General features: G+C 37.7%; 23 protein-coding genes, 1 pseudogene and 2 riboswitches. Of the genes and pseudogenes, 5 read left to right on the top strand and 19 right to left on the bottom strand.

Annotated elements, in window-relative coordinates; translation table 11 throughout:
* Nucleotides 1–55: 55 nt before the first annotated feature.
* The 3 genes from AB9L17_RS07755 to AB9L17_RS07745 form a co-directional block, all read right to left on the bottom strand.
* Entirely contained in the window at nt 56–565 is a 510-nt protein-coding gene (locus tag AB9L17_RS07755) for a QueT transporter family protein (RefSeq protein WP_375200338.1), read from the bottom strand.
* A 152-nt stretch (nt 566–717) separates the two neighbouring features.
* Complete coding sequence (locus tag AB9L17_RS07750) at nt 718–1,473, bottom strand: 3-oxoacyl-ACP reductase (RefSeq protein ID WP_068982785.1); 756 nt, start codon at nt 1,471–1,473, stop codon at nt 718–720.
* A 60-nt stretch (nt 1,474–1,533) separates the two neighbouring features.
* Nucleotides 1,534–1,755, bottom strand: coding sequence for a DUF2829 domain-containing protein (locus AB9L17_RS07745; protein WP_068983471.1), 222 nt, complete (start codon nt 1,753–1,755; stop codon nt 1,534–1,536).
* 478 nt (nt 1,756–2,233) lie between these two features.
* Here AB9L17_RS07745 and AB9L17_RS07740 point away from each other — a divergent pair, with 478 nt between their 5' ends.
* Complete coding sequence (locus AB9L17_RS07740; RefSeq protein WP_375200337.1) at nt 2,234–2,446, top strand: hypothetical protein; 213 nt, start codon at nt 2,234–2,236, stop codon at nt 2,444–2,446.
* Between the two features lie 166 nt (nt 2,447–2,612).
* Complete coding sequence (locus AB9L17_RS07735; RefSeq protein ID WP_375200336.1) at nt 2,613–2,804, top strand: hypothetical protein; 192 nt, start codon at nt 2,613–2,615, stop codon at nt 2,802–2,804.
* A 300-nt stretch (nt 2,805–3,104) separates the two neighbouring features.
* Here AB9L17_RS07735 and AB9L17_RS07730 read toward each other — a convergent pair whose 3' ends face one another.
* The 6 genes and pseudogenes from AB9L17_RS07730 to ribE (AB9L17_RS07705) form a co-directional block, all read right to left on the bottom strand.
* On the bottom strand, nt 3,105–3,668 hold the full coding sequence (locus AB9L17_RS07730; protein WP_375200335.1) for a histidine phosphatase family protein: 564 nt from the start codon (nt 3,666–3,668) through the stop codon (nt 3,105–3,107).
* Between the two features lie 341 nt (nt 3,669–4,009).
* Nucleotides 4,010–5,314, bottom strand: a complete 1,305-nt coding sequence (locus AB9L17_RS07725) for a sensor histidine kinase (protein ID WP_068982789.1) — start codon at nt 5,312–5,314, stop codon at nt 4,010–4,012.
* A gap of 546 nt (nt 5,315–5,860) precedes the next feature.
* Nucleotides 5,861–7,306, bottom strand: coding sequence for a spore germination protein (locus AB9L17_RS07720; RefSeq protein WP_068982790.1), 1,446 nt, complete (start codon nt 7,304–7,306; stop codon nt 5,861–5,863).
* Between the two features lie 125 nt (nt 7,307–7,431).
* Nucleotides 7,432–7,899 (bottom strand): 6,7-dimethyl-8-ribityllumazine synthase, encoded by a 468-nt coding sequence (gene ribE, locus AB9L17_RS07715; protein ID WP_068982791.1) that lies wholly within the window; start codon nt 7,897–7,899, stop codon nt 7,432–7,434.
* A gap of 53 nt (nt 7,900–7,952) precedes the next feature.
* Nucleotides 7,953–8,546, bottom strand: a pseudogene (gene ribB, locus AB9L17_RS07710) (3,4-dihydroxy-2-butanone-4-phosphate synthase); the annotation flags it as partial.
* A gap of 26 nt (nt 8,547–8,572) precedes the next feature.
* Entirely contained in the window at nt 8,573–9,211 is a 639-nt protein-coding gene (ribE, locus tag AB9L17_RS07705; protein WP_368637911.1) for a riboflavin synthase, read from the bottom strand.
* A gap of 184 nt (nt 9,212–9,395) precedes the next feature.
* Nucleotides 9,396–9,521: riboswitch (FMN riboswitch) on the bottom strand.
* Nucleotides 9,522–9,720: 199 nt separating this feature from the next.
* A riboswitch (FMN riboswitch) is annotated at nt 9,721–9,846 on the bottom strand.
* 690 nt (nt 9,847–10,536) lie between these two features.
* Between ribE (AB9L17_RS07705) and AB9L17_RS07700 the strand changes: the two genes are divergently transcribed.
* On the top strand, nt 10,537–11,154 hold the full coding sequence (locus AB9L17_RS07700) for an HAD hydrolase-like protein (protein ID WP_068982793.1): 618 nt from the start codon (nt 10,537–10,539) through the stop codon (nt 11,152–11,154).
* Nucleotides 11,155–11,301: 147 nt separating this feature from the next.
* Here the strand turns inward: AB9L17_RS07700 and AB9L17_RS07695 are convergent, their stop codons facing one another.
* The 4 genes from AB9L17_RS07695 to AB9L17_RS07680 form a co-directional block, all read right to left on the bottom strand.
* Nucleotides 11,302–12,291, bottom strand: a complete 990-nt coding sequence (locus AB9L17_RS07695; RefSeq protein ID WP_375200770.1) for a VanW family protein — start codon at nt 12,289–12,291, stop codon at nt 11,302–11,304.
* 289 nt (nt 12,292–12,580) lie between these two features.
* Nucleotides 12,581–13,189, bottom strand: coding sequence for a SafA/ExsA family spore coat assembly protein (gene safA, locus AB9L17_RS07690; RefSeq protein ID WP_068982794.1), 609 nt, complete (start codon nt 13,187–13,189; stop codon nt 12,581–12,583).
* Between the two features lie 245 nt (nt 13,190–13,434).
* Nucleotides 13,435–13,650 (bottom strand): hypothetical protein, encoded by a 216-nt coding sequence (locus AB9L17_RS07685; RefSeq protein ID WP_139114358.1) that lies wholly within the window; start codon nt 13,648–13,650, stop codon nt 13,435–13,437.
* Between the two features lie 166 nt (nt 13,651–13,816).
* Complete coding sequence (locus tag AB9L17_RS07680; protein WP_068982795.1) at nt 13,817–14,440, bottom strand: hypothetical protein; 624 nt, start codon at nt 14,438–14,440, stop codon at nt 13,817–13,819.
* 170 nt (nt 14,441–14,610) lie between these two features.
* On the opposite strand from AB9L17_RS07680, the gene pgeF reads away from it, so the two are divergent.
* A complete protein-coding gene (pgeF, locus tag AB9L17_RS07675) occupies nt 14,611–15,375 on the top strand; it encodes a peptidoglycan editing factor PgeF (protein WP_375200334.1) in 765 nt (254 codons plus the stop codon).
* A 107-nt stretch (nt 15,376–15,482) separates the two neighbouring features.
* Here the strand turns inward: pgeF and AB9L17_RS07670 are convergent, their stop codons facing one another.
* On the bottom strand, nt 15,483–16,853 hold the full coding sequence (locus tag AB9L17_RS07670; RefSeq protein ID WP_068982797.1) for an amino acid permease: 1,371 nt from the start codon (nt 16,851–16,853) through the stop codon (nt 15,483–15,485).
* Nucleotides 16,854–17,164: 311 nt separating this feature from the next.
* Between AB9L17_RS07670 and AB9L17_RS07665 the strand changes: the two genes are divergently transcribed.
* Complete coding sequence (locus AB9L17_RS07665) at nt 17,165–18,322, top strand: hypothetical protein (protein ID WP_375200333.1); 1,158 nt, start codon at nt 17,165–17,167, stop codon at nt 18,320–18,322.
* Nucleotides 18,323–18,371: 49 nt separating this feature from the next.
* On the opposite strand, the gene AB9L17_RS07660 is transcribed toward AB9L17_RS07665, so the two are convergent.
* The 5 genes from AB9L17_RS07660 to hydA form a co-directional block, all read right to left on the bottom strand.
* Nucleotides 18,372–18,581, bottom strand: a complete 210-nt coding sequence (locus tag AB9L17_RS07660) for a hypothetical protein (RefSeq protein ID WP_068982800.1) — start codon at nt 18,579–18,581, stop codon at nt 18,372–18,374.
* Between the two features lie 35 nt (nt 18,582–18,616).
* Nucleotides 18,617–20,125 (bottom strand): NCS1 family transporter, encoded by a 1,509-nt coding sequence (locus AB9L17_RS07655; protein ID WP_375200332.1) that lies wholly within the window; start codon nt 20,123–20,125, stop codon nt 18,617–18,619.
* A 102-nt stretch (nt 20,126–20,227) separates the two neighbouring features.
* Nucleotides 20,228–21,490 (bottom strand): NAD-dependent dihydropyrimidine dehydrogenase subunit PreA, encoded by a 1,263-nt coding sequence (gene preA, locus AB9L17_RS07650; RefSeq protein ID WP_375200331.1) that lies wholly within the window; start codon nt 21,488–21,490, stop codon nt 20,228–20,230.
* A gap of 236 nt (nt 21,491–21,726) precedes the next feature.
* The gene (locus AB9L17_RS07645; RefSeq protein ID WP_375200330.1) at nt 21,727–23,109 is read right to left on the bottom strand and encodes an NAD(P)-dependent oxidoreductase; all 1,383 of its coding nucleotides are present in this window, start codon (nt 23,107–23,109) and stop codon (nt 21,727–21,729) included.
* A 111-nt stretch (nt 23,110–23,220) separates the two neighbouring features.
* A complete protein-coding gene (gene hydA / locus AB9L17_RS07640) occupies nt 23,221–24,624 on the bottom strand; it encodes a dihydropyrimidinase (RefSeq protein ID WP_223554594.1) in 1,404 nt (467 codons plus the stop codon).
* Nucleotides 24,625–24,636: the final 12 nt, after the last annotated feature.

The raw sequence follows: 24,636 nt of genomic DNA, 5'->3' as shown, positions 1-24,636 counted from the left end.
GTAAAAAAGCAAGTCCCCTTTTATTACAAGGTGACTTGCTTTTTTTGTATTTAAATTATTTCGATAAATCGATTTTTTTATTTAATAAATAAATAGTCACACCACCAACAGTCATTGACAGCAATTCCCCAACCCCAACCGTAAACCAAGTTGCCCAAAACGGAAAATCATAGAGGATTGTTAATTGTCCTGCAACGGTGAACATTGATACAGCAAAAATCAATGCAGTTATAACCATTTTCACAATATCATTTGTTATATTTTTCGTTACTCTTCGGCAAAGAATTAATACAAGAAATGTCCCAATACCACCAATAGGTACATCTAACATCCATGTTGGTGACATGAAATTTGCAAGTACTACTCCTAAGGTCACGGCTACTACATATCGCTTGTTGTACAATGCCAAATAGTTGAACATCTCTGACAAACGTAGCTGTACTGCACCAAAACTAATAACTGACAATAAAACAGTTACAGCCACATATAAAGCTGCAACAAGTGCCGTCTTTGTAAGTTCACTTACAGAAGTACGGCTTGAATCTTTTACAATAGATGTATTCAATTTTATTCTCCTTTGTAAAATAGCACATCCGCTATTTTAGTCATAACTACGACCAAAGGAAGAGAGCATTTCGCCCTATCTGAAGTGCCGTAGTGCAAGCTAATTTTTGCTTACTTGCGTATTATAGCAGAAGAATTTAATAATGAACAATCTTATTTTGTAAGCCAGCCACCATCAATCGGTATAATTGCACCATGTATATAATCAGCCGATTGACTAGCTAAATAAAGTGTGAGATTCGCCACTTCACTTGGTTGGGCCCAGCGACCTGCAGGCGTTTCATTCGCTACCCATTTCGCCATTTCTCCGTCCCCTTCAAAGTCAGCCTTGTTCATTGGTGTTTGAATGGCTCCAGGTGCGATGGCATTGGCACGAATTCCCTCACGACAGTAATCTAAATCTAACTGCTTCGTATAACCAACAATCGCATGTTTAGACGCTGTGTAAGCAGCTCCACCACCACCAGCCACAAGCCCTGCAATAGATGCCATATTGACGATTATGCCTGATTTTCGTTTTACCATATGAGGTAATACCGTATTCGTCACAAAAAAAGTGCCCTTTACATTCGTATTCATGATTTTATCCCAAAGCGCTTCATCTGTATCAAGCGTCTTTGCAAAGCCATCTAAAATGCCTGCAGTATTTAATAAAATATCTACTTGCTTAAATATTGAAACTACGGCTTCAAATGCTTGCTCAACATCGTTCATATTACATACACTACCTACTCTATATGCAAAATGATGAGGATATTGCTGATGTAGTGTTATTAACCCTTGCTCATCCAAATCAAAACCGAATACGTTTGCTCCATTCTCTAAAAATGCACTAGCTTGAGCCTGTCCAATACCTGAAGCAGCCCCCGTTACAAATACCGTCTTACCCTTATATTCTTCAAACTTCATAACATCTCTCCTCAAAAAATAAACAAGAAGCCACCTCATTTGAGATGGCTTCTCTTTGGATTAATTGACAATGATCCAATCTTCCGCTAACAAATCACAGACTGTCGGTGTAAACATTGTGTAGCCCTCACCACGTACATTAATTAAAAAATACGGATTTAAAGTTTCACCATCATGCTCGCTTTGCCCAACGAGCTTCACATATAATTCTGCGCCGCCCCAACCTTCACGAATTACTTTTTCTCCTGCTTTTAAGCGTGGTAATATCTCTTCAAACGTCATATAACACTCATCCTTTTTTATCAAATACTTAGCAACTATCCATAATAATTTTACTATAAAAAAAATAATTATATAGCTTAAATTTCTTTTTGCATGTAGGAATCTATTTTTTTCTTCATCTGCAGCTACTCCATCGCCACTGTTAGCCTCATTGACCATCAAATTGCTTGGGGCTGAATCGCTTACTAAAAAGTTAACTGTGATGCTTACGATAAAGTGTGGACGATCTTCTACGTTGCCATTCTCCAATCATTTCATTTTTCTCGTTTTAACAAATTTTAGCTTCTCCTTGTTTATTACTTTGCCAGTAGCATTGCCATTGAACATTTAGGATAGGTACTAATTTAACAGAACAAATCACAGTTAGCTGTTTTCCGTATGTACTTTTCCCTTTATATTACCCAAAATAGAAATATATAGGGGGAATCATAAAATAAAAAAAATAATTTTTAGTGCAGCATTCGTATTAAGTTTAGGATTGGCTGGTTGTGAAGATGATGCCGGCAAAGAAGAAAAGTCAAAAGAGGAAACACAAAAATCTGTGTCAACAGATAAAACTAATGATTCATCGGAAAAAGATGACGTACAAGAAAATGCAAATTTAAAAGCCATTAATACTTATACTAACAAAGAATTAGGCATCCGTGGGCAATCTGGGCCAATACTGTACAATATCGAAGCTATTAATTAAACCCAAAACTGAAGAAGCAGCTAATTTATTTGATGTAGCTGTAGGAGAAGAAGTAGATGCTTTAACTATTTCTATGAGTGGTGAAATACATCTACTGAAGATATGAATTTTTTATCTTGGGCAAGCCGTAATCATTACAAATATAAAAGAACAATTAGAGCCTGATATGGTTTTATCTGAACATATAGAGGGTAACTATCTTGGGAAAGTAAAACATGAATGCTATAATGTATATGTTTTAAAAAATTCCAAGGTTGAGGATTTGAAAAATATCGAAATTCGTGTGAGTGCTCCTACAAATTCTAATTTTGATGAGCAAGGTGAAGATGTTATTCATACTATTGAAGTAAGTAAATAAATAATAAAATGAAGTCACATTAGTGGCTTTTTTTGTGAAAACTTTTAGCCAAAAAACAAAATCGAGTAGAAGACTTTCCCACCACCGTACGCACAGTTCAGTTGGGCGATTCAACCTCCTAGTGATAACACTCATCCAGCTTCGTTACATCTTCCCCGCTTTTCATTTGTGAAAGCTCGATGTAATATCTCGCTTTTCGATAGTCGCCAATCTCATAATTAACAAATTTCCTCCAAGCTTTCAAAGTTTCCTCTATCTATACACTGTAAGACTGTGTTAATTTTTTCACCTCATTCAGCTTTAACTTGAGCCACGATCTAAATGCGCTAAATCTTCTAAACTTAATTTTTTTACTATTTCATAGCCCTTTCCAGGACCTTTTGGCTTAACAATAACCATTCCCATGTTTGAAATTTTCCCTAATCCAACACCTTCAGGAAAGCTATGGGCAATAATTACTTGATTCATTCCTTGTGGCGGCTTTCTTTCTAACACGGATTGCAAATTTGATAATATATTCGTTTGTTCATTGATAGGGATTTTACTACCCAATTTATAGATCTCATACCAAAAGGGATCCATTCTTACATACGCATAAGGAAATGCGAGCTGTGCCGTTTCAAGTGTGCGACAAAAAGGACTTACGACAATTGGTGAATTAACCGGAATTCGGAAATAGCGTAGCATTTGTCCAAAGTAGATTGCCCCCCTTCGCCCGACTTCAGACAAATTTCTTTGAGTAAAACAATCTTGAAAACTTAAATATGGCTGATCTACACCGACCGTTGCTTCTCCATGCCTTGCATACAAAATGTATCCACCTTTTTTCAATAAATCAAGGATTGTTTCATCCAAATCCTTCATCTCCCCCCAATAATCCCATTCTGATTATTAGTACTATATGAAATGAATTGCTCAAAAAATGTAAAAGTGAAAGTCGCAACAGCTTTTCGTATTGTGAACCAGTACTCCACAGGTAGAACAGCTAAATTAGCCAATAAATCCTTACTTCGCCGGTAGCGGACTTCGATCGATAAAGATAAAAAGTGGCTTGGACAGAACTCGATTATTTTGAAAAATAGCGAAAACAGGTAATAACTTTTTCCCTTCAATGAGTAGAGTGTTCCTTCCTAAATCAAAAAAAATGTTAGACCGAATGCATTCGGTCTAACATTTTTTTCTTTTTGTCCCAGCCTCTTAGAAATTTACTTTATCGGAATTTTTACGATTACTGTTGTCTCTAAATGTTTTGATGAGTCGATAGAAATTTGTCCGTTGTATTTATTGACAATTTCATTCACAATAAATAAGCCTTGCCCTCTAATTTTTTCATTTTCTGGTTTCTTTGTAGAAAATCCTTGCTTAAATATTTGTGAGACATTTTCAATATTAGGACCAGTATTTGTAATTTTGAACTCATACTGTGTTTCATCTGCATTACAGTAAATTGTTATTTTTCGTTGACCCTCTGGTAATTCTATTGCCGCGTCAATGGCATTATCAATTAAATTCGACAAAATTTTAATTAAATCTGTTGTTTTAATTTTATTAAATTCATCGTCCGAAATTGTAAAATCCATATCAATAGTATGATTTTGTGCTGTTAGTTTTTTCGTTTGCAACAATATTGATAAGCCTGGATGATCAATATTTAATTTAAGTGACTCAATAGCTTGAACCTCTTTAGAAAGAGAAGATACATATTGTTTTGCTTGCTCAGGTTTATCTAATTGAAGAAGTCCATGTAATACTTGTATATGATTTGTGAAATCATGCCTTATAGAAGACACCGAAGTAATTAAAGCTTTAATTTCTGCTTGGTATGTATCTTCTGTTGCTCCAACTTCCTTCGCCACTTCTTTTTGATACCATCTTTGTAAAAATAAAAAAGAACCAATAACGATTAGAATAAAAACACCATTAAAAAACAAGGTAAAAAGATTATCCTCTATCACTTTCCCTTTAATGCCATTCAGTTTATCTGCACTTATATCGATACCTAGGTATCCAATAATATTCCCTCCATCATTTATCGGTGCACCAACAGACACATAGGCACCATGAACAGCATCATGTATTACTTCCGTTACATAGGTTTCTCCCCTATAAGCTTTTTGTACTTCCGACTCAGGAACCGTACAGACTCCTCCAATATCGAAACTGTTCGTCAAATCGGGAGGTAACCCCATAATCATTGCTGTAGAAAACTTTGGATTATCAATTTCCACTGTATAAACAAATAATGCACCAATTTTTTCTCTTGCATCATTTAAGTAGTTTCGTATTTCCCAATAATAATCGTTTTTTTGCGGGTTATTTAAAAATTGTTTGTACACCTCGACATCCATTGAAGAGGCAATAGAAATCGCCGCTTCCAAACTTTGATTTGCTATCGATTCTTCCACTGTCTTCTTCATTTTTAAATAAGACGTATAGATATTCAAACTAGTAAACAATAATAATAAGATCGTTGATAATATTAAAATTAATTTTATTTTTCGGTTTTTCATACAAACTGGTACTTCCTCATCTATAGAAATATAATGATGTAATCATTTAGTTTGAGCTGACTTTCGCATTAAACACAAAAATTGTTAGCTGAAGGTGACATGTTGTCATACTTTTTACTATTGCAACAATTCAAACCAACAATACTATTATACTATAGTAAATTTTATTTTTTATAGTTGTTTCGATTCGTTTTTTTTAGCCACTTCCTTAGTGGTTCGTACCCATTGAAAAATTTCGCAAGACGTTTCAGAAAGATTTGGACGCATTGTTACCTACTTCAATCACTTTCATTTATCGTGCTAATTGAGTGAAACAAGCGGATTTGTACTTCGGCTTATTAGCATCGTTCCAATTACTTAGATAATTACTATTTTACACTTTTTTTACAAACAAGGATTCTTCGGTTCCCGAAAGAGAATATTTGTTCCTAGTTTATCATTACAAGAAGATTTTGGCTACCACCATCTGACATTCACCACCCACTTACTTATTGGGAAAATGAAAAGACCAGGCATATAATACCTGATCTCTGTTTAAGTAAGTATTTATTTTTCTTTGCTAGATGTTCTTGACTTATCCTGTACTTTTAAAAATGTTGGTCGCTTACCGTATCCGTCTATAGATAAACGAAATAAAGACTTTTTAATATCCTGCCAATCTAAATCTGCTCCCATACTTAAGTATGCAACACCTAATACTCGTAAGTTTGCCATATAAAGAAGTATGAAGAACATCGAAATAAAGAATCCAAATAACCCTAAAAAAGCAGATGCTACAATACTAATTATCCTGAAAATACTCATTGCGGATACAATAGATTGATTGACGAGTGTAAAAGCTGCAATACTTGAAGTAGCAATAACTACAATCATGGAAGGACTCGTAACACCTGCTTTAATTGCCGCATCTCCAATAATTAATCCCCCAACAACACTTATTGAACCACCGATCACATTGGGTAGATGTATATTTGCTTCTCGAAATAATTCAAACATAAAAAGCATCATTAATATTTCAAGAATCGTTGGAAATGGGAGCCCCGTTCTTGATTCAACAACCGTCGCTAAAAGAATCAATGGCAATTGCTCTTGATGATGAGTCGTTAGCGCAAGCCAAAAACCTGGTAAAAGTACACTTAAAAAGATAGCTATTCTTCGTAATGAACGCTCCATAGAACTTACAATAATCGGCTGTTCATTATCCTCAGCTGATTTAAATAGTAACATTGAATTAGCAGGAGTAATAATGACATAGGATACACCATCAACGATAATGAGAATACGCCCACTACTTAATGCTTGTAAGGCAAAATCAGGGCGTCCAGTGTAATCATGTCTAGGTAGAATTTTCGCACTCCGCTCAATTCTTTCCATCAATAAATCTCCACTAAATACAATATCCGTATCCACTTGCTGTAGCTGTAATTTTATTTGCTCGAGCATCTTTTGATTTACAACATCTTCTAAATAAAGCACAGCTACGGTTGTTTTGGAACGTTTACCAAGTTCATAAGTTTCAACACTTAATGAATTAGTAGGTATTCGTTTTCGTAATAAAGCAATATTAATAAAAACATCCTCAATAAAATCATCTCTCGGACCTTTGACAACTAATTCTAGGGTTGTTTCTTTAATGTCCCGATTAGGTTTTTTAGCAATCTTACTTGAATACAACAAATTCATATCTTCAAAATACAGTAATACATGTCCTCTATAGACTTTTGTAATGGCATCATCTTTACTTGATATTTTCTGAAGATGAGGAATGTGTAAATTATTTTGTATATGTTCTTCTAACATTTCATCCGATGATGCAGTAAATAGTGATTGGACTCGTTGCACAATAACGGTGTGTAGTAACCGCTCATTAATGATCGCTTCACATTTTATTAAATGTACCTTTTGTTGCTGAAAGATATATTCTTGGAATACCACATCAGCAGAGCGTTGAAATAGTGCCTTCAAAGATTTCAAATTTAACTCCTGTTTCATTGACGAAATATTCCTCATCTCCTACTGAGCCAGCTCCAAATTAGTACATTAATCAATACACTTATGCATATTTTTCCCTTACTAATTAAAAATATTCAAGAATACAGGATGTTGAACAAAATGCTTTATCTAATCATCTTTTTTAAGTTTGCCATTTCGATAGCTGACATTGCCGCATCATAGCCTTTATTACCTGATTTAGTGCCCGCACGTTCAATTGCTTGCTCGATATTTTCAGTTGTAACAATGCCAAAAATAACAGGTACATTTGTAGATAATGACACACTAGCAATACCTTTTGCCGATTCATTACATACATAGTCATAGTGTGTTGTTGAACCACGAATCACCGTACCTAATCCAATAATTGCGTCATACGTCTTTGTTTCAGCTAACTGTTTTGCGATGAAAGGAACTTCAAATGCACCAGGAACCCATGCTACATCGATCGAGTTTTCGTCCACACCATGACGCTTTAAACCATCTAACGCCCCGTCCAATAATTTACTTGTAATAAATTCATTGAAACGTCCTACTACTACTGCTATTTTTAAATCCGTACCAATTAATTGTGCTTCAAATGTTCTACCCATTTTTCTTCTCTCCTCTTTTATATTGTCAGTTTGTTTTCTTCAATTATTTGTTGACGTCGATAGGTTGCCAATGCTTCTACTGAAATCATTTTTAAATGATGTTGAGCTGCATACTTGATGAGGTCATTAAAGCGTAGCATTCTACCATCGTCGCCCATAATTTCACAAATAATGCCCACAGGTATACTATTACAAAGTTTGGCTAAATCAATTGTTGCTTCAGTATGACCTCTACGCTCTAAGACACCATTTTCCTTTGCAATTAATGGAAATATATGGCCAGGTCTACGGAAATCTTCAGCCTTTGCTTGTGGTTCTATCATTTTTTCTATCGTCATCGCTCGTTCAAAGGCGCTGATTCCTGTCGTTGTATTCACATGATCTATGCTAACCGTAAATGCTGTTTGATGATTATCTGTGTTATGACGGACCATTGGGTGCAAGCCTAATTTCAGTGCAAGTTGCGGTGAAATCGGTGTACAAATAAGGCCTCTTCCATAGGTCGCCATAAAGTTAATCGTTTCAGGTGTCATAAACTCTGCAAGCGCCAGTAAGTCTCCTTCATTTTCTCGATCCTCATCATCTACAACAACAATCATCTTACCTTGTTTTAAATCCTCTATTGCTTCTTCAATTGAATGTAGCAATATCGCCACCTCCTGTTCAGTGTTAGTTAAAACCCGTTTTGTGCTAAGAAGTCTCTCGTAATGGTCGGCATTTCCTGTCCACGCTTCAGTTGATGCAAAATATATTTCCCAACTAAATCGGTTTCTATATTGACGAGATCCCCAATTTTCTTCATACCTAAAATTGTTTCCTTGTAAGTGTGCGGTATCAGTGCTACTGTGACACTATTCTTCTCGACTTGAAAAAGTGTTAAGCTCGTACCGTCAATCGTGATGGAACCCTTTGGAATACAATAGCCCGTTAACTCCTCTGACAACTCAAAATCAATATAGACTGCATTTGCTAATGCTCGCTTACGCAATATTTTCCCTACTCCATCTACATGTCCTGATACAAAATGTCCACCGAAACGTCCATTAGCAGACATGGCGCGCTCTAAATTTACCGGATCTCCTACAGCGAGCTGCTGTAAATTTGTTGCTTTCACCGATTCAGGCATCACATCCATCGTTAGCTCCTGTTCATTAAAATGTATCACCGTTAAACAAACACCATTAACCGCTATACTGTCCCCGAGCTTTACATCCTCCACCATTTTCGATGAAATAACGGTAATTTTCATACTTTGTCGATTACTTTGCAAAGTTTTTACTGTACCAATATCTTCAACAATCCCTGTAAACAATTTTCCACCTACTTCCTATGCTTTCAGCGTTCCAATCTTTAGCGGTTGTCCCTTCTCTCAGCAATAAAGAATTTTCATTCAAACAAAAAACCCCTTTCATTAAAGGGGTTTGGGAGTTCATATTAATAAGACGTCAACAAACAAACCTAATGGATACAAAATTTTTCCATAGGCTATCATCTCATCTGTTCTTCTCCCATCCAGACTATCACTGTCGGTTTTGGATTTGCACCAAATCAGCTTGCGCTCACGGACTTTGAATTACTTCATCACCGCCGATTGGGAATTTCACCCTACCCCGAAGAACATACTACTATTCAATTCGTTAGCTAAATAATAAATCAATTTGCCTTGGCGTAATTGCGTCCGGAGGTTTTATCTTCATTCGTGTTCTAAACACCTACTGAATGAAGATAAAAAAACTTCCCAACTTAAATGATGGGAAGTAGTTAACAAAAGCATACTCAAATAAACCTTGTAAATTCAAATGAATTTAAAAAGCTCATACTTTTACCCTTCTCCCATCCAGACTATAACTGTCGGTTTTGGATTTGCACCAAATCAGCTTGCGCTCACGGACTTTGAATTACTTCATCACCGCCGATTGGGAATTTCACCCTACCCCGAAGGATTTTTTATTTAGCTATTTCTTACGATAACACTATTTTATTATATTATCCAGATAATTCTTTAAAAAATACAGGCTGCACCTCTTGATGCTTTGGCGAGAAAGGGATGGGTATTTGTTTGTACCTGTCTCAATACTAACGGATGACAGGTATTTTCCTATTAGCATACGTTATCAGGTGTGTTGATTAATCATTTTATCCATTCAAATTAATACAAAGAGGCAGATTTCCGCTCCAGGCTGAAGCTAAGCTCTGCGACGAAAGCAAAGGCTGCAAAAGCACTCGAGTAGCCCAGAGTACAATCTAGTTTAAATGAGAATATATTAGCAAAATAGCTACAAAAAGATCCTTTAATCACTCAATAATAAACCTATTTTTTCCTAATCAACACGCCTGATAAATTATATTAAAAAATTCGTGGCGTTTTACATAATATAATTATCAGAAAATTCCGTAATCAGATGCTATTAAACCCCCTTAGCTTTAAGATGCATGCAAAGAAAATGCTTTGTTCTCCTTTACCTGAAAAAATTTTTAAGTATTAGTGAAAAAAATGCTTATCAAGGGTTATTTACAATACGTTGTTTCATATCCTGTATAATCATGTCATTATATTAAGAATAGGCTTTCCTATTCCTAGTAACATTTTTAAGAAAAAAGCGTCTATACAACTAGATTATAAAGGAGAAAGTTTACATGAAATATATTATCTTTGATTTTGATGGAACATTGGCTGATTCTACAGCAGTGTTTGCATCAGCATGGAATACGCTTGCACTAAAATATAAATTTAAAGGAATAGAGTTAAAGGAAATCGAAGCACTGAAAAAATTGTCAATAGCGGAACGTAGTAAATTATTTGACTTCCCCATGTATAAATTGCCCATGATTTTACCACAATTTTATCGATTGTATCGTCAATCATTAAATGATGTCCACCTTTATGATGGTATTAAAGACGTTCTTATGGAAATTGATCAAAGGGGCTATAAAATCCTTATCATTTCCTCCAATTCACAGGAGAACATTTTAGAATTCCTAAAAATGAACGGCATTCATTGTGTATCAAATGTTCTTTGTTCAAACCGTATTTTTGGAAAGGATAAAGTGATAAAGAAATTTTTAAAGGATTCAAGCATTACACCATCTGAAGTTATCTATATTGGTGATGAACAAAGAGACATTGTAGCTTGCAAAAAAGTAGGAGTGCCTATTATTTGGGTTGGTTGGGGATATGACGCTATTGAAGTTGTTCAACAAGAGGAACCCGAGTACAAAGTGGCGACACCACAGGAAATTTTAAACATCATATAAACTAAAAGGATCATAGCGACTAAAGAATCGCTATGATCATCTTGTTGTTGAAAGAATTAAAGTGGCAATGAAATTAAGGTGTCCTAAAATACCGCTGTCACTTCATTTTCTTCGCGCAAACCTTGATAAGTTTCTTTGAAAAAAACACTATGACTTTTTCAAGATTTCTACATATTTTTCTGCTGTTCTTATCTCAACAGTAAGGGAATTTTTACTATAGTTAGCTTTTATTAAAAATGGAACGTCACTTGTATTTTGGAATCTAAAATCTAATCCACCATAGGAAACCGTAGCATCTCTTCCTTTTGGAACATACCCAACATCTAAGGAATGGTGATGACGTTCTACAAATTTTACTAGTATTTGATCAACCGCGTTAAACAAGGTTGAAGACGTTTGACAAATGCCTCCCCCAATACCCATCACAACCTTTTTGTTGATGATTTCTGGTGCGGGCTGATAACCATTCGCTTCGTCCCTCGGTCCAACGACTGTATTAAAGGAGAAATTATCTCCACTCCCAACGATAACATTATTGATGGCCTCCGCAGAAAGTTCAATATTTTTATTTCTTCCTATATCAGTGGTACCGAAGTAAGTTGTATAAGATGCGACAACTACTTCTTCTAAATAAGGAATATCTTCAAAAGAATAACCGCTTTCGGTAATATAAAGAGGCAACTCCACTTTACCACCGGTCGCTGATGCTTCTAATATTCTCTCTACTAATTCACTTTCTTTTAAAACAATTAATGGACTCCCTTCCATTACTTTTCCTTGATCATCCAGTTTATCGAGGATCATACGCTTATCATAGCCGGCTGTTTGTTCATTTCCTCTCGCTAACTCTTTTGCTAATTGCTCAATTTGTTTTGTATATGATTGTACATCACGCTCATAGTCCAGTTCTTTCGGTGATATTGTGTGTATGATCGCTTTGGTAGAAGGGTCCACAATTTCAACAACTACTGGCTCTGTTTGTTGTTCAAAGTTAACAGGCTTTTTTAATTCCCCAACTTCTCGCTCTGACTCTTGAATTTGTTGTTCGAGTTTTTTCTCATCATCCGTTTTCCCCTGACAGCCAACTAGTGCAATTGTGCCGATCATACACAATATGGCCATCCACTTTTTCTTCAACATCAAACACCTACCTCTATCGTAATACTACAGAGACATCTTATTCGTGTATTGTTGATAGTGTGTTTCTTTTTATCATTTTTATTTGTTTATTAAATGAAAACACTTTACAAAATTGAGTGACGGAGTTTGTATTGAACAGCTATCATGTCCTATCTTACCTATAAAGGAAATGTAATAATTATCGGTAGCTCACTTGCCGATAAAATTTCGATTCCTCACTAGAATTTTTAGCATAAAAAAGAACTGCCCCATCAGTTTCAACTGATTTTGGAACAGTTCATTGCTCTTATTTTTGAATAAACATTTGTGTCCAGTAATTGCCATCCTTCACATATCCTACACCGATATGTGTATAGCTTTCGTTCAGAATATTCGCTCTGTGACCTGAACTGTTCATCCATGCTTTCACTACTTCTTCTGCTGAAGGTTGACCCATTGCAATATTTTCGCCGGCTGATTTATAAGAAATACCGAAGTTTTTCATCATCGTAAATGGTGTACCGTAAGTTGGGCTTGTGTGATCAAAGTATTTTTTATCATGCATGTCTTGAGATTTATATTTTGCTACTCGTGAAAGCTCCCAATCTTCTTTTAATGCCGGAAGACCTGCCTTCGCTCGTTCAGCATTGACAAGTTTCACAACCTCTTGCTCTACGCTTACTTGTTCATTTGAAGGAATATTAATTTTTTCTCCTGGATTAATTTGATTTGGATTGGCAAGTTGCGGATTCGCATCAATTAGCTCTTGTACACCTGTTTGTGTTTTTGAGGCTATTTTCCATAGAGTATCCCCAGTTTCTACTGTATATGAATCGGCTGCCATCGCCGCTACTGGCACTAATAATGATGCTGATAATACTGAAGCTAATGCTACTTTTTTTACTTTATTAAACATATAATTCATTCCTTCCTGATTCGCTCTATAAACATCGTAAATAGTTTTAGAGCAATATTCATCACTAAATATTTGGAAGGATTTTTACAGTTGTATGACAAGAGATATAGTAGACTAAACAATTACCAATATAGCGCTATTCTTAAGTTCTAATCTTGTAATATAGTTGCAACACTATTGTAACTGGGATATATTACTATAGTTTTCACTAGCAGAATGATAGTTATTATTACCAATACATGTTTTTAATGGTTCATCACCAAAACGTGTGGTTGATTTCCGTTCCGACTGGGCGCTTTGTTGCTGTCGCTTCGCTTTCGCACAGATAAAACATTTGCCGCTGACGCTTCGCTTTCGCGCAGAGCAGAGCTTCCTGGGGGCGTCCGATGAGCCGCTTCACTCGCTAAAGGAACGAAGGCTAAGTTCGTCACGTCCTGTGACAATGCCTTCGTGACCAACATCGTGTTGGCCTCAGGGTCTCATCTGTGACGCTGATCCCCAAGGAGTCACCCAGCCTCCACTCCAATCAACTTATTTACATAGTATATGTTTTAACAAATGTCATCCACAACTTTTGGTGATGAGCCTTTTTAATGCTAATAAAATCATAAAGTAAAAAGAAAAATCTTATTTAGCATATTTCACATAGAACCTATAGATTAATACGATATAAATCCAATCATATATAAGGGTGGCAAGCGAAATAATAGTGATCAATGGTGTTCTAAAGTACATATAGAAGCCTACTGCTGCAAACATAGTACCAATCATTTTACATATTGCTATACCCATTGATTGGCCACTCAAATTCCCTCTTTGGATAAATAATGCGATAAACAGCCCTGACATCATCAGATTTTGTGAAAATGCAGCATATTTGCCTGTTATATCATTGAATTCATGGATCATCGCTAAAATAATGAAAAAACTTACCGCGAGCGTAATGAAAAAGGATGAGTAAAATAACTTTCTTGGAATTATTTTTTTATATTCTTTATAACCATAAAGCAAAAATTGCATCATAATAACGACGTCTAACATAAACCATAGGAAAGTAAAGATCCTTTGCAGGTCATTTTGTGGATACATAAAGGCAAAGATAAACTCCCAAGAAATATTGGCACAAATTGCGGCCATTGGCATGCCATATTTCTTATCCTGAAATCCTCGTTTGATAATTAGTATGTAAGTAATAATCCAAAATAGCCCCATGCCTAATTGACAGATCAGTAGGAATTTCTCTTGAGTCATCTATACATACTCCTTCCCTCTATTAATGATTCTTCGATACTATATGTGAAGAATTCTATTTTTTATGTCTAAAAGATCTAAAGAAGGGTATGTAAATATTCAAGGCTCTAAAAAGAGTAAGCGCCTATACTTTCATTAATCAATCATATATAGTAAAAAGAGGTGATGATATGAAAACAAAGATTTATTTTGATAACGACCGATTGATCGCGGGTACTACCTTAAAGGATAACATCGAGCTAGAACAAAACAATATGGCTCTGCATACATGTGTGAATGAAACGGATGTACTAGAAAATCGAAAAAAATTGGCAGCTATTTTGCATTGTGACTTGAATCGTTTTATTTGTACTCAACAAACACATAGTGCTAATTTCCATAAAGTCACGATGTCTGATAAAGGACGTGGCGCTGAGCAAATGGACACTGCCATTGCTAATACCGATGCCCTTTACACATTAGAGCCGAATTTATTTTTATGTAGTTTTACAGCAGATTGCGTACCTGTTATTTTTTATAACGAAGTGAAGGGTCTTATTGGCGTGGTTCATTCAGGCTGGCAAGGGACTGTCAAAGAAGTAACCTTAAAGCTTTTCCAACATTTAATGGAGCATGAGCATTGTAACCCACAAGATTTTCATGTACAAATCGGTATGGCACTCAGTCAGCAGAAATTTGAAGTGGATGCTGATGTTTATGAAAAATTCAACAACCTAGGCTACGCTGAGGACTTTATGTATTTCAATGCACAAACGAATAAATATCATATCGATAATCAGCAAACTGTCAAAAAACAATGTGAGCTTGCAGGTATTCCTTCTAAGCAGATTTTGATTGATTCAACGTGCACATTCCTTAGCCCAGATGGTTTTTCCTACCGTCAAGATAAACAGGCTGGTAGACATTTAAGCTTTATTATGCGAAAAGAACAGTAAAAGAAAGGGACAATCCAGTTCTCAATGGATTGTCCCTTTTCGATGTATCTTTTCCACGGATATTCTCTTACATCGCGCTCGTATTTGCTCCTCTTATTAAACCGCTATTAGTTTTTATTATTTTCATAACGATTTTTTCCAATACCAAAAACAAAGTAGCTCATTGTAACGATCGCTAAGAAAATAATTCCTACAATAAGAGAAACTCTTGTATCCTCATTAAACCACATACCAATAAGCACCATTACTAAAAAAGCAATTGTTATATAGTTTGTAAGTGGCGAAAGTGGCATTTTGAATGGATGTTTCGACAGTTGTTCACCTTTTATTTTTCTAAATCGTATTTGACTTATTAAAATAATAAACCACGGAATCATCCCTGGTAACACACTAGCACTGTATACATAGACAAATAAATTTTCTGGTGCAATATAGCTTAAAATAACCCCAATGACCAAACCAACTAGCACACCTACAGTACCAAATATCGGAATCCCATTACTAGAAAGCTTCGCAAAAAATTGAGGTGCTTGTCCATTCATCGCAAGCGTATATAGCATACGTCCCGCACTATAAATACCACTATTACAACCTGACATTGCAGCTGTAATGACAACAAAATTAATAATCCCTGCCGCAGCAGTAATTCCAACCTTTGCAAACGTTGCAACAAATGGGCTACCAATCGTACCTAATTCATCCCACGGATAAACTGTCACAATGACAAAGATTGCACCAATATAAAATATTAAAATACGCCAAATAATACTTTGAATCGCGTTAGTAATCGTTTTTTGAGGATTTTTCGCTTCCCCTGCTGTAATCCCAATAAGTTCAACACCTTGATAAGCAGCAACGACTAAAGATAAAGCGAAGAAGAAGCCCGACCAACCGCCTGTAAAGAAGCCTCCATGATTCCATAGATTCGATAATCCGATTGCAATGCCATCATTACCAATCCCAAAGAAAATGAGACCAAAACCAGCAACAATCATTAATATAATCGTGACAATCTTAATCATGGCAAACCAAAATTCAAATTCTCCAAAAGATTTAACAGAAATAAAGTTGGCAACACCTAAAATTACCATTGCAATTAAACCCGGAATCCATGCCGGTAAATCTGGATACCAATATTGCATATATGTTCCTACTGCAATAATTTCTGACATCCCAACAATAACCCACTGGAACCAATTACTCCACGCCGTTAAATAACCAGCTAATGGATGAATATATTTATAGCCAAATGTTGCAAAGGAACCTGTACTAGGCTCCATATAGAGCATCTCTCCCATAGCTCGCATAATGAAAAAAATAAAAATACCTGCAATTGCATATGCAAGGAGCACAGAAGGCCCTGTCCACTGAATGGCACTTGCTGAACCCATAAATAGACCCACGCCAATTGTACCTCCAAGAGCAATCATCTGGATATGACGTGCCTCTAAACCTCTTTTTAATTCTTTATTTGCCATTCAAATAACGCCTCTTTCTCTGAAGTTCTTTCTACGATGAATTATTTTTTAATAATAATAAATTATTTTGAAAAATACAATTGTATTTTTAGGAAAAACACATTTGAAGGCAATGTTCTATCCATTTTGGCGAGGCTATCCATCGCTTTCGCTTCTTTCCGTCGCTCTCGCATTTCTATCCGTCACTTCAGCTTTTCTTTCCGTCGCTCTGGTTTCCATCCGTCGCTTCGGCACTTCTATCCGCCACTTTGACGGTTCTATCCACCACTTTAGCAGGGCTATCCACCATTTTGGCGAGGCTATCCATCGCTTTGACGCTTCTTTCCGTCGCTCTCGCATTTCCATCCGTCACTTCAGCTCTTCTTTCCGTCGCTCTGGTTTCCATCCGTCACTTCAGCTCTTCTTTCCGTCGCTTCGGCACTTCTATCTGCCACTTTGACGGTTCTATCCACGACTTTGGCGGGGCTATCCATCGCTTTGACGCTTCTTTCCGTCGCTCCCGCACTTCTATCCGCCACTTCAGCTTTTCTTTCCGTCGCTTCGGCACTTCTATCCGCCACTTTGACTGTTCTATCCACCATTTTGACGGTTCTATCCACGACTTTGGCGGGGCTATCCGTCACTTTGAAGGGTCTATCCACCATTTTGGCAGGGCTATCCATCGCTTTGACGCTTCTTTCCGTCGCTCTCGCATTTCTATCCGTCACTTCAGCTTTTCTTTCCGTCGCTCTGGTTTCCATCCGTCGCTTCGGCACTTCTATCCGTCACTTCAGCTTTTCTTTCCGTCGCTCTGGTTTCCATCCGTCGCTTCAGCTTTTCTTTCCGTCGCTTCGGCACTTCTAACCGTCACTTCAGCTTTTCTTTCCGTCGCTCTGGTTTCCATCCGTCACTTCAGCTCTTCTTTCCGTCGCTTCGGCACTTCTATCCGTCACTTCAGCTTTTCTTTCCGTCGCTCTGGTTTCCATCCGTCACTTCAGCTCTTCTTTCCGTCGCTTCGGCACTTCTATCCGTCACTTCAGCTCTTCTTTCCGTCGCTCTGGTTTCCATCCGTCACTTCAGCTCTTCTTTCCGTCGCTTCGGCACTTCTATCCGTCACTTCAGCTTTTCTTTCCGTCGCTTCGGCACTTCTATCCGCCACTTTGACGGTTCTATCCACTACTTTGGCGAGGCTATCCATCGCTTTGACGCTTCTTTCCGTCGCTCTCGCATTTCTATCCGTCACTTCAGCTCTTCTTTCCGTCACTCTGGTTTCCATCCGTCACTTCAGTTTTTCTTTCCGTCGCTTCGGCACTTCTATCCGTCACTTCAGCTTTTCTTTCCGTCGCTTCGGCACTTCCATCCGTCACTTCAGCTTTTCTTTCCGTCGCTTCGGCACTTCTATCCACCACTTTGACGGTTCTATCCTTCACTTTGACGGTTCTATCCACCACTTTGAATGGTCTAACGGCTCTCTATTTTCATTACGTTAAAAAAACTCTATCTCATCATCTAAGGATGAATGGGATAGAGTTTACTATGTTACTGCAATAACGTCTGTTCTTGGAGCTTTGCAGAGAAGTATTTGCGTGCATCTGCTGTTAAAATTTGCAACAGCATAACCTCTTCTTGACGCGCAAATTCTACAAACATTCCACTTAAATTTTCATAAACATATTGGATTTTAAAGCCGCTATCCAAATGATGATCTATCTTTTTTATTTCTTCTGCGCTTTGTTGGTATTCTGACATGCCATCACCTCACCTTTCGATTTAGGGTGTCTACATTAATCGGCACCTTTTACTTCTAATAGCGGATCTGGTTGCTCAATGATATCATTCTCAGTTGGCACGGGCACTTGTTGCTGCCCAAATAATTCGTCTAAATTATGACCAGCTGTAATACCTAAATACTTTGCATCACTTGGATCTTCTAGCTCAGCTTGAGGGTACTTTTTAAACCACCAATACTTCGCTAATACATAATATACAAATGCTCCTACAAAGAACCCTACTAAGGAAGAATAAGTGGAGAAAACATTGGCAACTGCCCCACCAATAATCCAAGCGATTAAACCAGCTAAGTTAAAGCCATTCCAATACTTAAATTGACCTTCTAATTCATACAATTCTCTTACATGCACACGACGTTTACGGATTAAATAATAATCAGCAAATAAAATACCGACAATCGCTGTTAAAATACCTCCGATAATTAATAGTGCATTTACTAATACACCAAATAAACTCCATGGCTGTGCAAGAATACCAATTATCCCCGCAATAACAACCCCAACCCAAAACGGTACTTTGGGGCCGCCGATATTTGAGAAAATTGTTGCCGCTGGAATAACATTTGCAGAAGTATTAGTGGACCATTGGGCTAACACAATCATTAACAGTAAGATTCCTAAAATAAAGCCACTAGCACTTTGCTGTAATGCATTTATCGGATCCGCAGAGGCAACTGCCATATAGCACACGGCACCAATCGTCACAATAAAGGTATTTGTGATCGGCATGACGATTAATGAACCAACTAACTGTGTTTTATTGCGTTTAAACCAATTACGTTCATTTTTTGGTGCTTTAAAGTAGCGTGAAAGTGAAGGCATATCCGCTGCTAACGTGGACCAAAAGCCCATGTTTGCCATGATTACTACCATAAATGCGGTAAAAGCAGCGAAACCAGTTGTCGGCGTCTCTACCCACGTCCAAATATTCTTTCCTTGAGCTACAGCATTATCTGCCAATGTATAATACATCCAGCAAGAAATTAAGATAATAATTGGCGCTGCTAAATCCGCAAATCGCTCAATCGATTTAATTCCTAGTGACGTATTAAAGAGTTGGAGTGCTGCAAAGACAATGAAACAGATAAACCAATTATCATAACCAAAAAGTAAATTTAAAATGCCGTTTATTGCAAGTGCTCCAAAATAAGTGTTCAGACCGAACCAACATGCAGCCGTTACTCCTCGGACAAGTGACGGTATATGTGTACCAAACGTACCAAATGGAGCACGCATATATACTGGGAATGATAAACCATGTTCGACCCCTATATCACCAATTAACGTCATAAATACACCAATTAAACAAGAGCCAATCAATGTTGCTAAAATCACCATTGGTAATGGTAAGCTCATGATTGCTGAACCACCAATTGCAAAAGCTGCTAAAACAATGGCCATTCCTATCCAAATTACTGCAAAACCAAATGTTCCAATGTTTCTTTGTTGATGTGTCACTGGAAGTAAATCTGGGGATTTTAAATAATTCCCTTCACGTTCCATATACTCTCTCCTTTTTTGTTCAATTTCCGTGACAACTACATGAAGCTCCTTCCTTCAACATTTCAACAGGAAGGTGGAATTTCAGTTTATTTGAAAGCTTATTTACTTAGATAGACTGCTAATTAGAGCTTGACGTTCATTCCAAGTCATTGGTGGAACAGAAGATTTACGTTCAACCATTGTTATAGCACCATCTACAGGACAGACGATTGAGCATAAATTACAGCCTACACAATCTTCCTCTCGAACTTTCAGCATTGGTCGACCATCTTCTGTAAATAAATCAATACATTGATGCGATGTATCCTCACATGCAATATGACACTTATTACAGTTAATACAAACATCGTTATTAATTTCAGCCACGATTTTATAATTTAAGTCTAAATCACCCCAATTGGAATATCTAGAAACGGAGCGTCCTACTAAATCCATAACAGAGGCGATTCCTTTATCGTCTAAATAATTATTGAGTCCATCAATCATATCCTCAACAATACTAAAGCCATGATGCATTGCTGCTGTACAAACTTGCACGCCAGTAGCTCCCATTAAGATAAACTCAGCGGCATCTTGCCAATTAGAAATACCACCAATGCCCGAAATCGGAACATTGATTAATGGATTCCGAGCACACTCTGCAACCATATTGAGTGCAATTGGTTTAACGGCAGGACCACAATAGCCACCATGTGCACCCTTTCCTGCTACATGAGGCACTGTATTCCAAGTATCTAAATCGACACCAGCTAAGCTGTTAATTGTATTAATCATACTAACGGCATCTGCTCCACCTCTTGTGGCCGCTTCTGCTGTTACCGTAATGTCGGTAATGTTTGGCGTTAACTTCACAATGACTGGTGTTTTCGCTGCCTCTTTCACCCAGTACGTTTGCTTTTCCACCAACTCAGGCACTTGACCAGAGGCAGAGCCCATTCCTCGTTCTGCCATCCCATGTGGACAACCAAAGTTAAGCTCAAGACCATCAACCCCCACATCTTCTACTCGTTTAACAATCTCATGCCATTTTTCTTGTTTTGGCTCCACCATTAAAGAAGCGATGATTGTGTGATGTGGAAACCTTTTTTTAGTTTCATAGATTTCTTGTAAATTTACCTCTAACGGTCGATCCGTAATCAGTTCAATATTATTGAAGCCAGCTACTCTTTGTCCGTTAAAGCTAACAGCTGCAAAGCGTGAAGAAACATTTAAAATCGGATCCCCTAATGTTTTCCATACAGCTCCCCCCCACCCCGCTTCAAATGCGCGTTGTACTTGATAACCTGAATTCGTTGGTGGTGCTGAGGCAAGCCAAAATGGATTCGGCGATTTGATGCCCGCTAAGTCAATGCGTAAGTCTGCCATATTAGTTCCTCCCTTATGCAATCTCACTTGGTTTCATCAATTATGCCTCGGCATAATTGCGTTCAGAATCGGCTTTGTGCTTGCACAAAGAACTCCACTCCGATTCTGTGACATCCGCCGGAGGCTTTAACTTCTTTCAGCGGATGTTTGGACAACTGCTGAAAAGTAACTTAAACTTGCATTCACCTCACCACCTATAGAGATGGGAGATTTCTGCAACTCATCTGTACCTGTCGCTACACTTTCGGTACAATAGACACTTTGCTGAAAGAAGTTAAACGTTCATGGATCTTATAGGCTGCATCTTTTCCTTGCTGTACAGCTGTAACTACCATCGCCTCGCCCTGTCCATTTCCGAAGACGACATCTCCACATGCAAATACTTTGTCATTCGAAGTTTGCATTGTCGTTTCATCAATATCCACAACACCATTTGTATGCTGTAAGCCAAAAGCTTCGATCAATGACACAAAACGTGTTTGACCAATTGCCTTAATGACAGTGTCCACTTCAATAATAAAGTTGGAGCCTTCAACTTCCTCAGGTCTTTGACGACCATCTGCCCCCGCTTCACCAAGCTTCATTTTTACACATTCAATGCCTACTACCTTGCCTAGCTCGTTACCAATTATTTTTTTCGGTGCTGTTAACCACTTAAATTCAACACCATCCTGCTTGGCAAATTCATATTCGAATTTGTATGCAGTCATTTCTTTTTGTGTTCTTCTATAAAGAATTTGAACATTGTCAGCACCTAAACGTACAGCACATGTAGCACCATCAATCGCGGTGTTTCCGGCTCCAATAACAGCTACTCGCTTCCCAACTATTTCTTTTGTAAGCGGTCCCATTTTTGTATTCCTAACAAACTCGATGGCATCATGTACGCCATCTAGCTCTTCCCCTTCAATGCCCAAATTCGGTACAGCTCCCATACCAACCGCCAAAATAATACTATTATATTGCTCTAAAATCTCATCAGCAGAAATATCAACACCGACAGATGTGTTTGTTTTGATTTCCACACCAAGCTTTTCAATTTGCTCGACTTCCCAATCAACGACTTCGTTAGGTAGGCGGAACGACACAATACCATAGCTACCTAAACCACCAGCTTTCGATTCAGCTTCATAAATTGTGACAGTATAGCCTAAACGACTAAGTTCACGAGCTGCAGATAAGCCAGCAGGTCCTGCACCAATAATCGCTACCTTCTGACCATTACTTTGCCCTTGCTTAAATAGCTGAGCATTTGTCTCCATTGCCCAATCTGTAGCATAGCGCTGTAACTCTCCGATTTTAATTGGCTTTGTTGAGGAATTTAGTACACACGCCCCTTCACATAGTTCCTCCGTTGGACAAACTCTTGCACAGCTTGCACCAATTGGATTTGCTTCTAATATAGTCGTAGCAGAGCCCTTCATATTACCAGAAGCAATTTTTTTTATGAAATTTGGGATTTGAATACTCGTTGGGCAAGCTTTAATACATGGTGCATCATAGCAATACAGGCAACGATTAGCTTCCTCCATTGCCTCATTCTTTGTCATCTTGCTTGTCAATTCCACAAAATTACGTCTTAGCTGTAAGGCCATTGGATTTTCTTGAATCGGAACCATTTCCACATCCCCCTCATGTGTTCATTTTTTCCGTAAAGTAATTTACGAAACCGATTGCTTTGTTCTCCATCCAAAGCAATCGGCCATTCGGTCATAAACTGAAAGAAGAAGCTACATGTTTAGTGCTTCTGCAGCTGCTGTTTTTAATGGACGTTTTATATATTGCCCACTACCTAGTACACCAACAAATTCTTTATTTTTAATGACATACTCTCCACGCACTAGAACACTTACTGGCTCACCGGTTACTTCCCAACCTTCATATGGGCTATAATCCACGTTCATATGATGTGTTTTCGCTGAAATTTCTCGTTTTACCTCTGGATCAAAAATAACGATATCGGCATCAGAACCAATTGCAATCGTCCCTTTTTGTGGGAATAAACCAAATATTTTTGCCGCACTTGTGGAAATCATATCGACAAACTCATTGATAGAAATTTTCCCTTTTGCTACACCTTCTGAGTATAAAATACTGAAGCGATCTTCAATAAATGGCCCACCGTTAGGAATTTTAGAAAAATCATTTATTCCTAACTGTTTTTTACCCTTAAAACTAAACGAGCACTGATCAGAGCCGATTGTTTGAAGTTGTTTTGCTTTTAGCGCATTCCATAAATGATCCTGATGGTATTTCGGGCGAAGTGGTGGGGACCAAACATATTTTGCACCCTCAAAACCTGGTTGTGCTAAAGCAGATTGATCCAAAGTTAAATATGGTGGACATGTTTCACCATAGACGTTATAGCCTTTTTCACGTGCAGCAATGATCTCATCTACAGCCTCTTTACAAGTTACATGCACAACATAAAGGGTAGCGCCCGCAATATGGGCTAACTCAATCGCACGTTTTGTTGCTTCTCCTTCTAATTCAGCCGGACGAGTAAGCGCATGATAAATAGGCTCCTTATGACCTGCACGTCGCGCCTCTTCTACAAGCTCATCAATAACAGAACCATTTTCACAGTGCACCATCACAACAGCACCGAGGTCTTTTGCTATTTTAAAAGCTTTAAAAAGGGTGCGATCTGTTGCTTGAAATTCTTTCGCATAAGCCATAAATACTTTTACAGAAGTAATGCCCTCCTGCTCTAGGATTTGCGGCAATTCGGCTTCTGTTTCAGGGGTTAAATCACCAATCATTAAGTGGAATCCATAATCGATAGCTGATTTCCCTTTCGCCTTGTCATGCCACTTTTCAACTGCAGTCGAAAGTTTTTCTTCACCAGCAGTTAAGCAGAAATCTAAAATTGTGGTTGTCCCCCCGAAAGCTGCTGCAATGGTACCAGATTTCCAATCATCATCAGTCACAGTATTGTTAAATGGCATATCTAAATGTGTGTGCGGATCAATTCCTCCTGGCATCACATATTTACCTGTTGCATCAATTACTTCTGCCCCAATGTCGGGTAGATTTTTGCCAATTTGAACAATTTTTCCGTTTTCAATTAAAATATCTGCCTCAAAAATATCTGCAGCTGTCGCAACTCGTCCGCCTTTAATAATTTTTTTCATTCTGCCCCTCAC

It is taken from the genome of Lysinibacillus sp. RS11 (assembly GCF_042019215.1).
Taxonomy (GTDB): Bacteria; Bacillota; Bacilli; order Bacillales_A; family Planococcaceae; genus Lysinibacillus; species Lysinibacillus xylanilyticus_A.
This window is presented reverse-complemented; position numbering and strand designations above follow the sequence as displayed.